Source organism: Salinicoccus carnicancri Crm (genome assembly GCF_000330705.1).
Taxonomy (GTDB): domain Bacteria; phylum Bacillota; class Bacilli; order Staphylococcales; family Salinicoccaceae; genus Salinicoccus; species Salinicoccus carnicancri.
Genome location: NZ_ANAM01000008.1, coordinates 581,158 through 594,904 on the forward strand (window position 1 = coordinate 581,158; position 13,747 = coordinate 594,904).

Here is a 13,747-nt window from a genome sequence, read left to right on the forward strand (position 1 = left end):
AGAAATGAGCATACAGATAAGCAGCAAAGATACTATAATTGAATGGTTCGAACGGAATAGGGAAAAATATACACAGATGGCCCGGGACATTTGGAAAAATCCACAAACCGCATACGAGGAAACATATGCGAGTGAACTTCAGCAAAAAGAGTTGGAAAGCCAGGGCTTTACCATTAAAAATGACATCGGCGGCCTCGATACGGCTTTCATGGCTGAATATGGACAGGGCAAACCGATCATTGGCATCCTTGGAGAATTTGATGCACTGCCCGGTCTTTCCCAAACCGCGACGCCCAGGAAAGAAGAAGTGACTCCAAATGGTCCCGGACATGGCTGTGGACACAATCTCCTGGGAACTGCCGGAGTAGAAGCTGCAGCCGCACTGAAAGAAAAAATGGAAGAGGATGGACTTTCAGGTACGATTCGCTATTACGGATGCCCCGCAGAAGAAGTGCTGAGCGGGAAAACACACATGGCGAAAGCAGGCGTTTTTGATGACCTTGACAGTGCATTGACCTGGCATCCGATGATGAACAATGCTCCGATGCATGCAAGTACACAATCCATGGTCTCCATCAAGTTCCATTTCAAAGGAAAACCTGCTCACGCTGCCGCGTCTCCGGAAGCTGGCAGAAGTGCACTCGACAGTGTGGAAATGATGAACATCGGGGTTAATTATCTGCGTGAACATGTCCCGGACGGCACGCGCATGCATTATACGATTACTGATGGGGGGCTGGCACCTAATATCGTACCAGAAACAGCAAGTGTCTGGTACTTCCTCCGGGCGGGGTCGAAGGAAGAAGTGGAGGGAATACTGGAGCGGGTACAAAATATCGCAAAAGGTGCTGCTCTGATGAATGAAACGGACGTTGAATCTGAAATCATCGGATTCCCTTATGAATCATTGCCAAATGATCCTTTGAATGAAGTCATGTATAAGAATATGCTTGAAAGTGCCCCGCTTGAATATACAAAAGAGGAACAGGCATTTGCAGAGGAGCTGGCACAATCATTACCGACATCCGGCAAGTCCGCTGATGAATTACTGCCTGCCTCCATTTCATTCCACCCTTATCAACCCGGTGTATCTTTACCCGGTTCCACCGATGTCGGTGATGTAAGCTGGATTGTACCAACCGGTTCTATCACGACAACATGTACTCCAGTAGGTACAGCATTGCATTCCTGGCAGGCAACAGCTGCATTCGGCACTCAAATTGGCTATAAAGGGATGCACCTGGCAGCAAGTTCAATGGCACTTACCGCATATGATTTGCTTACTGACAAAGATGATATCCTTGAAAAAGCAAAGGAGACACTCGATATACTGCGTGACGGAAGAGAATATCACCCTGGAATTTAGAAAGAAACAGGCTGTTATATGACAGCCTGTTTTCATACATATCCAAAATGCACCTTTTGTATTTTAAGACACTGGTCTCCTATTCGGGAATCGACATACCAGTACACCAATTGAATCTTTTTGCATCTGCGGCCATTAAGTATAAAATATAGTTGACAGACCATTGAAGGGGGAAAGATATGAATGGCTAAAATTGAAGGCAAGTCTGCAATTGTTACTGGAGCAGCGTCAGGGATGGGCAAGGCGATTGCGAAACTGTATGCAAAGGAAGGTGCAAAAGTCATCGTCGCGGATTACAATGCCGAAGGTGCGGAAGCTGTCAGCCAGGAGATCACTTTTGAAGGCGGAACTGCAAAACCTGTGACTGTGAATGTCGCTGACGCGGGACAGGTCGAGGATATGATCGACGCAGCAATCAGTCACTTCGGCGGGCTTGACATCCTCGTCAACAACGCTGGCATCATGGACAGCTTTGAGCCGGTCGGCGAGATCACTGACGAGAAATGGGACAGGATTTTCGATGTGAACACCAAAAGTGTCATGCGCGCCACGCGCAAAGCGGTCAACTACTGGTTGGACAATGACAGGGAAGGTGTCATCGTCAATACGATTTCAACAGGCGGATTGAACGGTGCCCATGCCGGCGTCGCCTACGGCGCATCGAAGCATGCGGTCGTCGCCCTGACCAAGAACACCGGCTATATGTACGCCAAAAAGGGCATCAGGGTCAACGGCATTGCACCGGGTGCCGTCGAAACAAACATCAGCTCCGGCATGGAGAACATCAGTGAATTCGGCATGGAACGCGCCGGACTGACCCAGGCCCTCATACCAAGGACCGGAAAACCTGAAGAAATCGCAGAAGCTGCACTGTTCCTCGGATCGGATGAATCAAGCTTCATCAACGGCGCTGTCCTCACCGTCGACGGCGGCTGGACAGCCGGATTCTGATACTATCCCCCTCTGTCCCAGCACTTACGGGACAGGGGGGATTTTTATCCATGCATGCCGCTAGCTCTCTTTCACCGGCCACGTCTCCATATTTTCCGCCATATCCCAGAACATATATTCGAACATACTTGTTTTATAGATGATTTCCTCCAGCTCGGCGAGCTCCCTTTCCGGCTTATCTTCAGCCAGTGTGTTCATCAATTGTTTACAGCTTTCCGCAAGATCTGTGAATTCTTCTGATGAGTATGTCTGTACCCAATTGCCGTACAGCTCATGATCCAGAGCCCCCTCAATCTGTGACAGCTTCAGGCCTATGAAATTATAGCTCCACGCACATGCCAACACCGTGGCGGCAACATGCTCTATGCTCCCCCGCTGCGCCACATTCAGCATGTAGCTAGTATAAGCCGTTGTGGTAGCTGCCGCACCCGTATTTTCCAGGTCCTCCCGAGAAATTCCAAATTTTTCCGCATATTCCCTGTGCAGATCCATTTCCATGAAAAGCGTACCGTGCAGCAGCTTGGAAAATTCATTCATCGTTGCGAGATTGTGTGCTTTGGCACTGCCCAGAGCGAACAATCTCGAATAATCGATCAGGTAGACATAATCCTGTTTCAGCCAATGCCTGAATTTCTCTTCCTCAAGCCACCCTTCCCCGAGCCCTTTGACAAAAGGGTGATCCAAATAATTGTTCCATAATGGCTCCACGCGTTTCCAGATGCGATCTGTGAACTGACTGTTCATCATAATTTCCCCTTCCTAATTTCACCGGGGGAAAAGCAGACAATCCCACAACCTGATATGGCCGTGGGATTGTCGATATATGCGAATTTCATTTTCCAAGTATCTTCACTCCACTTTCCTACGCCGGTATTACCCGAATCAGGTTCAAAGGGTCGATTGCTCTCTCAGCATCTGCATGCTCCCCCAGTCGAATAAGAATCATATTATATTGTATCTTGCACCCACCATCATACATAGGACAGCAGAAATAGGCAAACAAACATGGCCGGATTAAATACTGTAGCTCTGGTCCAGTTCCCCAATTTCAGATATCACCCTGCACGTCGTTTCAATTCCTTTATAGAAATGCTCCACAACCAGGTTTTCATTCGGTGAATGGTTTGCTTCATCGATATTCGCATAAGGGACAACGACTGAAGGAACACCCAGTATTTTCGTCCATACTGCATCAGGCAGACTGCCGCCTAAGCTCGGCTGGATGAAAGCTTCCCTGCCGAATGATTTTTCTGCGGACCTCCTTATCGGTTCAATGAATTCAAGTTCAGAGGACGTCCGGGAGGGCTGCATTGTACCGAGCTTCTGAACTTTTACGTCCGGCGCATGCTTTTGCACATGGTTTCTGAGCCTCTCAAAAATTTCATCCGGATTCTGGTTCATGACCAAGCGCATATCCATTTTCACTTTCGCTTCGGCGGGGATGATCGTCTTCGCACCTTCCCCGCCATATCCGCTCGTAAATCCGGCGATATTGAAAGTCGGTTCGAAACAGAGCGCACGGTAGTAGTCCGCCTTGTCGAATTCCACACTGTCGTCACCGATATTCTTCCTCACATCATCAAGATCAAACGGCAGCCTGTCAATCAGTTCAAGTTCCTTCTCCGTAGGCGGTAATACGCCATCATAGAAGCCTTCAATCAAAATTCTGCCGTTGTCATCTTTCATCGTACCGAGCAGATCCATGAGCTCCCAGGCAGGATTGCGGGCGATGTTGCCTTTGTTGCCCGAATGGTTATCGAACTTTGAGCCCAAAGCCGCGAGCTCCACATAGAGGAGCCCCCGCACACCGAGGAGGACAACCGGATGATTGCCCGCAAGCATCGGCCCATCGGAAGTATAGACAAAATCTGTCTTCAGTTTTTCCTTATGCTGTTCAACAAACCACGGGAGATTCGGACTCCCCGTCTCCTCCTCACCCTCGATTACGAACTTCACGTTGATCGGCAGACTGCCTTCCGCTTCAATATACGTCTTTACCGCAAGTATCTGGGCCATGATCTGCCCCTTGTTGTCCCCTGCACCACGGGCATAGATCGCACCGTCCCTGATTGTGGGTTCGAATGGCGGGCTCACCCACTCTTCCAGCGGATCGGGCGGCTGGACATCGTAATGGCCGTATATGAGCATTGTTTTCGCATCATCAGAAACATGATATTCACCACAGACCACAGGATTGTGTTCTGTTTCAATGATCTCAACGTCTTCTATCCCTGCACTTTTGAGCTTGCCGACCATCAGTTCCGCACATTCCGCAATGCCCCTGCCTTCGGCACTGATGCTTTCCTGCCTTAATACTTCGAACAATTCCGCCATATACGTTTCCCTGTTTTCATCAATGATTCTTTTGAATTCCATGAAGTTCCCTCCTCATATTTCAGCTTTTATAATTTTCCATCACTTTTATGATCCCTTCTGCTGCATCCGCCATATTTTCATATGAAAGTTCAACAAATGGAGCATCACACATTCCACCCTTCAGTTCGACCTCCCCACTTTGCTTTCCCGTCTGCTCCCGGGCGCATTATACGCATGCAGTTTTTCAAACAGATCCTCGATGCCTGTCGCTGTCCCCCTCTTCATCACTTCCAATGCATACTTTCAAAATACATCAACGTTCTGAATATTTCATCAATATGAATTTAACGTAACAGTGAAATCGCCGGGCAATCGGCTTTAATAATGCGATGATGGTCTGTTAAACTTTATTTATATGAAATGAACATCCAACAGGAGCGGGAGGCATAAATGATGACAGACACAGGATTGGTTCTTGAAGGTGGCGGCATGCGCGGCCTCTACACAGCAGGGGTACTGGAATACTTCATGAGTAAAGACCTCTATCTCCCATATGTGATCGGCGTTTCGGCAGGCGCCTGCATGGGCGCTTCATATCTTTCCAGGCAGCCGGGCAGGAACAGAAAGGTCAATTTGGATTTTGTCGAAGATAAACGGTATATCTCGCTGGGGAATTATATAAAGAAACGTGAACTTTTCGGCATGGACTTCATCTTCGATGAAATACCGAACAGACTCGTCCCATTTGATGTAAAGACACTGGTCGACAGTCCGGAGCAGTTCACGATCGTCGCGACCGACTGCGGCACCGGAGAGCCGGTCTACTATAAAAAGACGGAGAACCAGGATCACATCGCTGAACTGCTGAGGGCATCAAGCTCCCTGCCCTTCGTCGCCACCAGCGTGCAGTATGACAACCGTCACCTCATGGACGGCGGCATCTCCGATCCCATACCGATCAGAAAGGCACAGAGCGACGGGTTTGAGAAGAATATCGTCATACTTACAAAACCCCGGGGATACTTCAAAAAGCCGAGCCGGATGTCGAAGGTCATCAAATATAAAGACCATCCGATGATTCATGAAAAACTCGGCATCCGCTACAGACATTACAATGACACACTCAAATACCTCTATGACCAGGAAAAGAGGAACAATGCATTCGTCATAGCACCGAGCAAACCTTTGAAGATAAGCAGGACCGAAAGAAATAAGAAACGTCTCGAAGACCTCTATGAACTCGGCTGGAGGGATGCCGAAGCGCAGTACGGCAGGCTGCAGGCATTCCTTGAGTCAGAATGATATAGATATGACACGTGTGTTCCTCGGTAAAGGGGATATGCTCGAAAAAGGTTTTCAGGACAACCTTTAGCAGATGTGCTTCAAGTTACCCGCCTTTCTGATGAGAGGCGGGGTTATTATTTTCCTCTGACAAGGTTGCAGAAAATCACAGTATATATTATCATTATGAATGAACATCATTCATTTACGGGGTGTTTTTATGGATAAGAGACAGAGGATCATTGATTCGGCCATCAAACTGTATTTAAGGCAAGGCATTGAAAAGACGACAATCACTGATATTGTCAAAGATGCGGGTATCGGCCAGGGAACCTATTACTTATATTTCTCATCCAAGCTGTCAGTCATGCCAGCGATTGCTGAAGACATGGTGAACAAAGTTCTCAGCCGGCTGGAGAACGAGGTCAGGGAACATTCTTTTGAAAAGAATGTGGAGGCTATGGTCTCGGTCTTCTTCGACAATACCGCGGAGTACAAGGAGCTGACGAAACTCGTCTACACCGGGTTCACTCAGACTGAGGAAATCGGCAGGTGGGAAACGATCTATGCTCCATTGTATGAATGGGTGCAAAGGCTCCTTGAGCATGCTCATGCTGAAGGCGAAATCAAACCTGTCACAAATACTTTCTTCACTGCCAGAATAGTGACGGGGGCCATGGAGTCTGCTGCGGAGCAGGTCTATCTCTTCGATGATCCGGAGCAGTCATTCATCGATGAGTACCGCTCCGCCCTGGTGTATTATATATTGACGTCGCTGAATTACAGGCAATGATGTTTTATCACACAGCATAATGGCGTGCCCGTTATGCTCTATTTTTCAATAAAAGATGAATGATATTCATTCAGGAGGGGTTTTAATGAACAAATATTGGATTTATGTTATTTTAACAAGCCTTTTTGAACTGTTCTGGATTTTCGGTTTCAATATCGCAGAGCAATGGTGGCACTGGACGGTCATCATTCCGGTGATCATCCTGGATTTCTGGTTCCTGTCAAAGGCATGTGAAGGGCTCCCTACCGGGACGGTCTATGCCGTTTTCGCCGCAGCGGGTACGGTCGGCACGGCACTGATGGACGTATACATTTTCGGACAGGACTTCACGTTTTCCAAGATCATCTTCATAGGCGTAATAGTAATCGGTGTCATTTCACTCAACATTTCAGATAATAGGACGGCTGGAAAACAGACCGGGGAGGTGTATTGATATGGGCTGGATATATGTACTGATTGCTGCAATCATGGAAACGGCAGGTGTCATCGGCCTCAAAAAATTCAGTATGGAAAAGAATGTGAAAAACCTTCTGCTTTTGGCCGCCGGGTTCGGCGGTGCATTCGCCTTCCTCTATGCCTCCTTCAACTACCTGCAGGTAAGCGTCGCCTATGCAGTATGGATCGGAGCAGGAACGACAGCTGCAGTCCTCATCAATATGATATTTTTCGGGGAATCCAGAAACTTCGGACGCATCATCAGTGTCGTCATCATCGTCATCGGTGTATCCGGACTCAAGCTAGTCTCATAAACCGGCATATGAATAGTTGCTCCCTGCCATAAGGAATGCTTTGGAAACGACGGCCGTTAAAGAGGATGGCGGAACTTCATTTTTAAGCTGGCGGACACCGTGACTTCTGCCATGTCCGTCAAAGTCGCTTACCGGACACCGTGACTTCCCCCCATGTCCGCCAAAGTCGCTTACCGGACGCCGTGACTTCCCCCATGTCCGCCAAAGTCATTTTCCGGACACCGTGACTTCTGCCATGTCCGTCAAAGTCATTTACCGGACACCGTGACTTCTGCCATGTCCGCCAAAGTCATTTTCCGGACACCGTGCCATCACTCCTATCGCAGTGTCCATTGTTTCTGAGAATTCAAGCCGTATCACTGGAGAGACCATCATGGCTGATGGTGACATCATCAAACTCTACTGTACTGGAAAGCTGACCGCCTGTAATCGGTCAGCTTCTTTTTTAAACTTTTTTCAAAAACATTGACACAAGTGTGCATTTTGTATATATTGAACATACACATTATATACAAAAGAGGTGTTTTCTTGAATATCCAGATATCGAATAACACTGATATCCCCATCTACGAACAGCTGAAAAATGAAATCATCCGGGCCATCATGACCGGCGAAGTACAGCCGGGGGAAGCGCTGATGTCGATGCGGGCGCTGGCGAAAGAGCTGAAGATCAGCATCATCACGACGAAGCGTGCCTATCAGGACCTTGAACAGGAGGGGTATGTATACTCAATTGTCGGCAAAGGGACCTTTGTAAGTGAACAGAACGCCAACATACAAAGGGAACGTGTGCTTCTTGAAATCGAAAAGAATATCGAAGAACTGCTTAACACGGCATATCAGATCAACCTTTCCGCCGAGGAACTGATCGATATGATCCATGTCATTGAGGAGGATAAGAAATGAATGCCATAGATGTCAAAGGACTTCATAAGGAAATAGGAAACTTCGAAATCAGGGATTTGAGCCTTGATATCCCCAGAGGCTATATCACAGGCCTGGTCGGGGATAACGGTGCCGGCAAGTCGACGCTGATCAATCATTTGATCGGGCTGCTGAAAGCGGACCGGGGTGATGTAACAATACTCGGTTCCGATGACATCGAGCGTGACCGTGAAGATCTGCTGAACCGTATCGGTCTGGTTTTCGCCGAGGATAATTTTCCCGAACATCTCTCCCCCGCCAAGCTGGAAAAATTGCTTACCGTCTATTTTGAAGCGTGGGACAGCACTGTCTACCACAAATATCTGGATGACTTCAACGTACCGGAGAACACCAGAATCAAAAGACTTTCCACAGGAGAGAAAGTGAAACTTTCACTGGCTGTTGCCCTGAGCCATAACGCCGAGCTTCTGATACTGGATGAACCGACATCGAACCTCGCGCCGACTTTCAGGATGGAACTCCTGGATATACTGCAGGAACTGATGATTGACGGGGAAATTACCATCCTGTTCAGCACTCACATTACAAGTGATCTGGAGCGCATCGCGGACTATATCGTGATGATTGATAATGGGGAAATTTTATTCAACATGGAAAAAGAGGCGCTGCTGACAGCCTACAAAAAGGTAAAAGGGCCAAAGGATATACTCGACGATGAAACCGGCGAACTGCTGATGGGCATAAGGGAGAATTCCCTTGGCTTTGAAGCGATGAGCAATGCGCCGGACACTCTCCGTGAACTGTTCGGCGATAAGGTAATCATTGAGAGACTGAGCGTTGATGAAGTGATGTACTTCACCAAAAATAATAGGAGAGGTGTCTGATATGAAGAAACAGCTCTATTTGAACCTGATGTATTCCAAATGGATATGGGTGATGGGCGCTATCATGATCAGCATCAACCTGCTGACTGCTTTCGGGCAGTCTATCATCAATCTCCAGCCACTGATGCCGTTTGTAAACCTGCTCAACATCATTGTCATGGTCTACACCATTTCAAGCATTCTGAACATCGACATGCGTCTTTCGAAAAACAACAGTCACCGTTTCCTTTTCTCACTGCCAACCCGGAAAAAGGACATACTGAAAGCCGGGTTTGTCTATCATGCATTTATGCTCGTGTTCACGGCGGCAGTCTTCTCGACCTTCGTGATCATCGGTCATGACTATCATTTATACTATGGCCTTGTCATGATTACGGGTGTCAGCCTGATTATGATGAGCATCTATCTATTAATATTCACAAGTGTCTGGATGGACATTCCATATATAAGGTACATCATATACTACGTGCCATTATTCATCGTCTACATGTTCCATTTCATGCCACTTGACAACACAGTGACCCAAAATATCGACCTGGGCATCGGATGGGACATCTACCGGTTCATCTTCCCTTTCATCGTGCTCGGCATCGGCACCATCGTTTATGCAGCCTCCTATTTATATGGACGGAAGAAGATTGTGAAATCGGATATTGTTTAAACATGAATATGAAAAAGAACCTCCCCTCCCATATATGGGAGGGGAGGTTCTCATATTCTGTGTGATCTCATCTTTGCCCCACCTGTTTTCCTGCACTGTCGGACATATTCATGATGACAACACCGGTGATGATCACCAGCAGCCCGATGATATTGACCGTGGACAGTGTTTCACCGAACAGGAATATGCCGATCACCCCGGCTCCGGCTGTTCCAAGGCCCGCCCATATGCTGTAGGCAAGACTCAGCGGTATGGCTTTCAGGGCGAAGATCAGACTGATGAATGAAAGGGCAAAGCATATCGCCATTGCGATTGTCGGCATGAGGTTGGAAAAACCTTCCGACAGGCTCAACATCGTCGTCCCCGCCACTTCGAATACGATTGCACCTCCGAGATAAATATAGTTTCTCATAATCCATTTCTCCTTTAGATCCTCATCAGCACAAGACCGATGATCAGTACGATGATGCCGATCACCGTTTTTGGACGCAGTTGTTCCTTGAAGACCCCGAACCCGATAAGGGCAGTCAGCGCTGTCCCCACTCCGCTCCATGCGGCATAGGCGAAACTGAGCGGTATTGTCATCAGAGCCAGTGACAACAGATAGAATGCCATCCCGTAGCCAAGAATTATGCCGGCAACCGGCAGCCTGTTGTTCGTGACCGCTGTAATTTTCAGCATGCTGGACCCGAACACTTCAGATAGTATCGCTCCAAACAATGACAGGAATCCCATCTAACTCCCCTCCTCCTGAAGTGACCTGCATTCATCAAGAATCACATTCTCTATCTCACCCTTGTTCACGTCATCCCTGTAGTACAGCACATGGAACCATATGCCATCAGCAAGCAGACGCAGCTTCATGATCTTCGCCCGGTCTCCCTTATCAGCCAGGAATGAATCATTCCACTGGCCGGCAAAGTGCTGCCAGAGATCCAGACTGTCCTCATCAGCATATGAAGCGATGAAGACTGCGGGCAGAAAACTCTGCTGGTCCTGCTTTAAATAGTCAAGCGTAGCCAGTGCATACGCCCGGGTGAACTGGTAATTGCCAATCATATCCTTCTGATGCTTCTCCACTTTTTCATCGAAGTTGTCAATCACCTTCTGGTTCATTTTCAAAAGCAGGTTCCCTTTGCTTTCAAAATGATAAAGCACGCCGCCTTTTGTGATATCCGCCTTCCGCGCAAGATAATCCATGCTCAGTGCCTGTATGCCTTCGTTCTGTATGATTTCAGCCGCCATCAGCAGCAGTTCTTCTTTTTTGCTCATTCTTTCACCTCAAAAAACTTTACTGACCGTTCAGTACAGTAATTATAACATCCTTTTTTTCTGTTGTGCAATAAAAAAAGTATGGAGGCTATCCATACTTTTCTAATAAACAGTTTTCCTATTCCATTCTGTCCAGTTTCCCATCTCTGATTTCATACACCAGATCCGCCGTCCGCTCGACGAAGTATTTGTCGTGGGAAGTCAGGATGATGGTCCCCCTGTACGCCCTGATGAATGCCTCCAGAGCTTCAATCGTGTTCAGATCTATGAAGTTCGTCGGTTCATCCAGTATGATGACATTGGACGGCCTGACAAACATCAAAGCGAGCGATACTCTCGTCGCTTCTCCGCCACTCAGATCATGGAGCGGCTTTGTCACTTCATCCTGGCTGAATCCCAGGTTCTGCAGTATGCTCCTCACCAGCGGTTCCTGGAATTCACTCTGTTTCATCAGATATCTTATCACCGTTTCGTCGGTGAACATTTTATAGTCCATCTGCCGGTAGCTTTCAATCTTCACTTTCGGTGAAATGTCCATGCCTTCGGCATCTTCCATGATTTCATGCAGCAGACTGGATTTCCCGGAGCCATTATTTCCAGTAATGGCGATTGTGCGTCCCAACGGGAACTGGAAACCCACTCTGTCGAGCAGTACCTTATCTCCCCGTTTCACAGTCACATCCTGCCCCATGACCGGAAATTTGTTGTGGATTTCCATCTCTTCAGACATCGGGAATTTCAGTGACGTGCCGTCTGCCATACGTTCCACTTCATCCAGCTGGCCAAGCCTCGACTCGATCGATTTGGCAGCTTTGAACGCCTGCTTCTGCACGGTGTCCTTCTGTTTGCTCGAACTCAGCCTGTCCGGCTTGATATCCTGTTTCCTGGTCTTGTCCCCGCCCATCTTCGCAGCCTTTTCCATCTGCTTCTGTGCTGCAGCCTCAAGCCGCTTCTTCTCACTGACAAAACTCTGGTACTGACGCTCATGCTCCAGCTTTTCCTGTTCTTTCTGTCCCTCATAATCATCGTAGTTTCCGGTGTATTCACGGACCCTGCCGTCCGACACTTCCCATATCTTATCCGCGATACTGTTGATGAAATGCCGGTCGTGACTGACGAATATCAAAGTGCCGAAATAATATTCCAGTTCATCGATCAGCAGATTCACACTCCCCCGGTCCAGGTGGGTTGTCGGCTCATCCAGCAGCAGGCCGAGCTTATACGCGGACAGCGCCTGTGCCAGGCGGAACTTCGTCTCCTCACCGCCACTTAGATTCATATTGTCAGGAACATTCAGCCGGCTCAACAGTTCAAAGTTGAAGCTGTCATCAACCGCCGTATCCAGGTCGCCGATCTGGGCAAAGTAATTGAAATCCGTCTCACGCTGCACAGTTCCTTCAAAGCTTGTAAAATCCCCCGCGATAATCTTGAGCAGCGTCGACTTGCCGGCGCCATTCGGCCCGATGATGGCAATACTGTCATTCATATACGCCGTCAGTTCACCAATCTTCAATATCTCCCTGTTACCAAAACTCACATCAATATCTTTCAATTTAATTGACAGTTCATTCATTATAATTTGCACTCCTTATGAGTCTGCAAACTATATTTTTGCACACAAAAAAGAGACAGCCTCATGCTATCTCCCCATGCCTGTAGGATCATCCTAAAAATGGATACACTCGTCCCCTCAGAATATAGTTATAGCAAGACTTTTGAATAATAATATTAGGCTAGTTATTCAAAAGTGACTGCCAAATCCTGGGTACACCCATTTTTAAAATCTCCTTCCGTTCAGTATTCGCATTGTTATTTTACCATATTTCCAGTTGGAAATTAAGAGAGGTTTCAAATTTTAAAGCATTTAAAATTCCCTGCCCGGATGATACGATTGGATTACCTATTTTATCCAGGGAAAGGGGGGATCTGAATGAAGAAGTCTCAAGACAGCAAAGGACTGTCATCAACCGCCATACCCCTCGCAATGATTTTTGGCACGCTTATCGGACTCATTGCCGGCATGATCATCAATCCGGATATAATCATGTACACACTTGTTGCCGGTTCCGCAATCGGACTGCTGGCAGGAACTGTCACATATGCCCTCTGGTCAGGACGATAGAAACATGCACCTAATCTATCCTGTCTCCCTCTTCAAGACCGGTCACATCAAATGCCTGCTCTTTGTCATCAAAGCGTCCCAGGGCACCCACCTTTTCCCCGTCAAATACAAGGACGGTGTAGACATCCTGCTCCCCTTTGACTGCGCCGTCCGAGTCCAGCCAGATTCCATGCTGACCCATGACGACTTTGTTGTCCCTGGCGTAATGTTCAAACGTTTCAAGTTTCAGTCTTGCCCGCTCCAGCCATTCTTTGAGCCCTGTCTTATCAATCGTTGCCGTACCTTTCGGTCCGTGGACTTCAAGCTCTTCCGATGTAATTCCAGCCAGACCTTCGAGGTCCCGGTCATTGCAGTATGCAATCCACCGGTCCGCGTTATCTATCATTGCATTGCTATGTGTCATGTGTGATCAGTCTCCATTCTGAAGCTGGTTTCCTTCTACTAATAATTTACCCAGAGTATTCCTC

17 protein-coding genes and 1 riboswitch are annotated in these 13,747 nt (G+C 47.7%); of the genes, 10 read left to right on the top strand and 7 right to left on the bottom strand.

Annotated elements, in window-relative coordinates:
• The first annotated feature begins 4 nt into the window (after window positions 1–4).
• Together C792_RS0110705 and C792_RS0110710 are read left to right on the top strand one after the other, a co-directional pair.
• Window positions 5–1,366: an amidohydrolase gene (locus C792_RS0110705; RefSeq protein ID WP_017549446.1), complete on the top strand. Its 1,362-nt coding sequence runs from the start codon at window positions 5–7 to the stop codon at window positions 1,364–1,366.
• A 183-nt stretch (window positions 1,367–1,549) separates the two neighbouring features.
• On the top strand, window positions 1,550–2,317 hold the full coding sequence (locus tag C792_RS0110710; RefSeq protein ID WP_017549447.1) for an SDR family oxidoreductase: 768 nt from the start codon (window positions 1,550–1,552) through the stop codon (window positions 2,315–2,317).
• 60 nt (window positions 2,318–2,377) lie between these two features.
• Here C792_RS0110710 and tenA read toward each other — a convergent pair whose 3' ends face one another.
• On the bottom strand, window positions 2,378–3,061 hold the full coding sequence (gene tenA / locus C792_RS0110715; RefSeq protein ID WP_026090327.1) for a thiaminase II: 684 nt from the start codon (window positions 3,059–3,061) through the stop codon (window positions 2,378–2,380).
• A 98-nt stretch (window positions 3,062–3,159) separates the two neighbouring features.
• A riboswitch (TPP riboswitch) is annotated at window positions 3,160–3,256 on the bottom strand.
• A gap of 75 nt (window positions 3,257–3,331) precedes the next feature.
• Window positions 3,332–4,693, bottom strand: a complete 1,362-nt coding sequence (locus C792_RS0110720) for a M20/M25/M40 family metallo-hydrolase (protein ID WP_017549449.1) — start codon at window positions 4,691–4,693, stop codon at window positions 3,332–3,334.
• 393 nt (window positions 4,694–5,086) lie between these two features.
• On the opposite strand from C792_RS0110720, the gene C792_RS0110735 reads away from it, so the two are divergent.
• The 7 genes from C792_RS0110735 to C792_RS0110765 all read left to right on the top strand — a co-directional run bounded on the left by C792_RS0110735 (window position 5,087) and on the right by C792_RS0110765 (window position 9,886).
• The gene (locus C792_RS0110735) at window positions 5,087–5,935 is read left to right on the top strand and encodes a patatin-like phospholipase family protein (RefSeq protein WP_017549452.1); all 849 of its coding nucleotides are present in this window, start codon (window positions 5,087–5,089) and stop codon (window positions 5,933–5,935) included.
• Window positions 5,936–6,134: 199 nt separating this feature from the next.
• The gene (locus tag C792_RS0110740; protein ID WP_017549453.1) at window positions 6,135–6,707 is read left to right on the top strand and encodes a TetR/AcrR family transcriptional regulator; all 573 of its coding nucleotides are present in this window, start codon (window positions 6,135–6,137) and stop codon (window positions 6,705–6,707) included.
• Between the two features lie 85 nt (window positions 6,708–6,792).
• Window positions 6,793–7,140 (top strand): DMT family transporter, encoded by a 348-nt coding sequence (locus tag C792_RS0110745; protein ID WP_017549454.1) that lies wholly within the window; start codon window positions 6,793–6,795, stop codon window positions 7,138–7,140.
• Between the two features lies 1 nt (window position 7,141).
• Window positions 7,142–7,456 (top strand): DMT family transporter, encoded by a 315-nt coding sequence (locus C792_RS0110750; protein ID WP_017549455.1) that lies wholly within the window; start codon window positions 7,142–7,144, stop codon window positions 7,454–7,456.
• A gap of 528 nt (window positions 7,457–7,984) precedes the next feature.
• Window positions 7,985–8,362 (top strand): GntR family transcriptional regulator, encoded by a 378-nt coding sequence (locus tag C792_RS0110755; RefSeq protein WP_017549456.1) that lies wholly within the window; start codon window positions 7,985–7,987, stop codon window positions 8,360–8,362.
• Window positions 8,359–9,225 carry an ABC transporter ATP-binding protein gene (locus tag C792_RS0110760; protein ID WP_017549457.1) on the top strand — a complete coding sequence of 289 codons (867 nt, stop codon included), beginning with the start codon at window positions 8,359–8,361 and terminating at the stop codon, window positions 9,223–9,225. Before C792_RS0110755 ends, C792_RS0110760 begins: the two co-directional genes overlap by 4 nt.
• Window position 9,226: 1 nt before the next feature.
• Window positions 9,227–9,886 carry a hypothetical protein gene (locus C792_RS0110765; protein WP_017549458.1) on the top strand — a complete coding sequence of 220 codons (660 nt, stop codon included), beginning with the start codon at window positions 9,227–9,229 and terminating at the stop codon, window positions 9,884–9,886.
• A gap of 67 nt (window positions 9,887–9,953) precedes the next feature.
• On the opposite strand, the gene C792_RS0110770 is transcribed toward C792_RS0110765, so the two are convergent.
• The 4 genes from C792_RS0110770 to abc-f form a co-directional block, all read right to left on the bottom strand.
• Window positions 9,954–10,298, bottom strand: coding sequence for a DMT family transporter (locus tag C792_RS0110770; protein ID WP_017549459.1), 345 nt, complete (start codon window positions 10,296–10,298; stop codon window positions 9,954–9,956).
• 14 nt (window positions 10,299–10,312) lie between these two features.
• Window positions 10,313–10,621, bottom strand: a complete 309-nt coding sequence (locus C792_RS0110775; RefSeq protein ID WP_017549460.1) for an SMR family transporter — start codon at window positions 10,619–10,621, stop codon at window positions 10,313–10,315.
• A complete protein-coding gene (locus C792_RS0110780) occupies window positions 10,622–11,158 on the bottom strand; it encodes a TetR/AcrR family transcriptional regulator (RefSeq protein ID WP_017549461.1) in 537 nt (178 codons plus the stop codon). It lies immediately after the preceding gene.
• Between the two features lie 118 nt (window positions 11,159–11,276).
• Window positions 11,277–12,731 carry a ribosomal protection-like ABC-F family protein gene (gene abc-f, locus C792_RS0110785; RefSeq protein ID WP_017549462.1) on the bottom strand — a complete coding sequence of 485 codons (1,455 nt, stop codon included), beginning with the start codon at window positions 12,729–12,731 and terminating at the stop codon, window positions 11,277–11,279.
• Between the two features lie 357 nt (window positions 12,732–13,088).
• Here abc-f and C792_RS0110790 point away from each other — a divergent pair, with 357 nt between their 5' ends.
• Window positions 13,089–13,280: a hypothetical protein gene (locus C792_RS0110790; protein WP_017549463.1), complete on the top strand. Its 192-nt coding sequence runs from the start codon at window positions 13,089–13,091 to the stop codon at window positions 13,278–13,280.
• 10 nt (window positions 13,281–13,290) lie between these two features.
• Here the strand turns inward: C792_RS0110790 and C792_RS0110795 are convergent, their stop codons facing one another.
• Window positions 13,291–13,683 carry a hypothetical protein gene (locus C792_RS0110795; RefSeq protein WP_017549464.1) on the bottom strand — a complete coding sequence of 131 codons (393 nt, stop codon included), beginning with the start codon at window positions 13,681–13,683 and terminating at the stop codon, window positions 13,291–13,293.
• Window positions 13,684–13,747: the final 64 nt, after the last annotated feature.

Excerpts from the sequence above, each read along its gene's own strand:
- C792_RS0110770 (WP_017549459.1), bottom strand. The coding sequence starts at position 10,298 with ATGAGAAACTATATTTATCTCGGAGGTGCAATCGTATTCGAAGTGGCG.
- tenA (WP_026090327.1), bottom strand. The coding sequence starts at position 3,061 with ATGAACAGTCAGTTCACAGATCGCATCTGGAAACGCGTGGAGCCATTA.
- C792_RS0110740 (WP_017549453.1), top strand. The coding sequence starts at position 6,135 with ATGGATAAGAGACAGAGGATCATTGATTCGGCCATCAAACTGTATTTA.
- C792_RS0110750 (WP_017549455.1), top strand. The coding sequence starts at position 7,142 with ATGGGCTGGATATATGTACTGATTGCTGCAATCATGGAAACGGCAGGT.
- C792_RS0110775 (WP_017549460.1), bottom strand. The coding sequence starts at position 10,621 with ATGGGATTCCTGTCATTGTTTGGAGCGATACTATCTGAAGTGTTCGGG.
- C792_RS0110765 (WP_017549458.1), top strand. The coding sequence starts at position 9,227 with ATGAAGAAACAGCTCTATTTGAACCTGATGTATTCCAAATGGATATGG.
- C792_RS0110705 (WP_017549446.1), top strand. The coding sequence starts at position 5 with ATGAGCATACAGATAAGCAGCAAAGATACTATAATTGAATGGTTCGAA.
- C792_RS0110745 (WP_017549454.1), top strand. The coding sequence starts at position 6,793 with ATGAACAAATATTGGATTTATGTTATTTTAACAAGCCTTTTTGAACTG.
- C792_RS0110780 (WP_017549461.1), bottom strand. The coding sequence starts at position 11,158 with ATGAGCAAAAAAGAAGAACTGCTGCTGATGGCGGCTGAAATCATACAG.
- C792_RS0110760 (WP_017549457.1), top strand. The coding sequence starts at position 8,359 with ATGAATGCCATAGATGTCAAAGGACTTCATAAGGAAATAGGAAACTTC.
- C792_RS0110735 (WP_017549452.1), top strand. The coding sequence starts at position 5,087 with ATGACAGACACAGGATTGGTTCTTGAAGGTGGCGGCATGCGCGGCCTC.
- C792_RS0110720 (WP_017549449.1), bottom strand. The coding sequence starts at position 4,693 with ATGGAATTCAAAAGAATCATTGATGAAAACAGGGAAACGTATATGGCG.
- C792_RS0110790 (WP_017549463.1), top strand. The coding sequence starts at position 13,089 with ATGAAGAAGTCTCAAGACAGCAAAGGACTGTCATCAACCGCCATACCC.
- C792_RS0110795 (WP_017549464.1), bottom strand. The coding sequence starts at position 13,683 with ATGACACATAGCAATGCAATGATAGATAACGCGGACCGGTGGATTGCA.
- C792_RS0110710 (WP_017549447.1), top strand. The coding sequence starts at position 1,550 with ATGGCTAAAATTGAAGGCAAGTCTGCAATTGTTACTGGAGCAGCGTCA.
- abc-f (WP_017549462.1), bottom strand. The coding sequence starts at position 12,731 with ATGAATGAACTGTCAATTAAATTGAAAGATATTGATGTGAGTTTTGGT.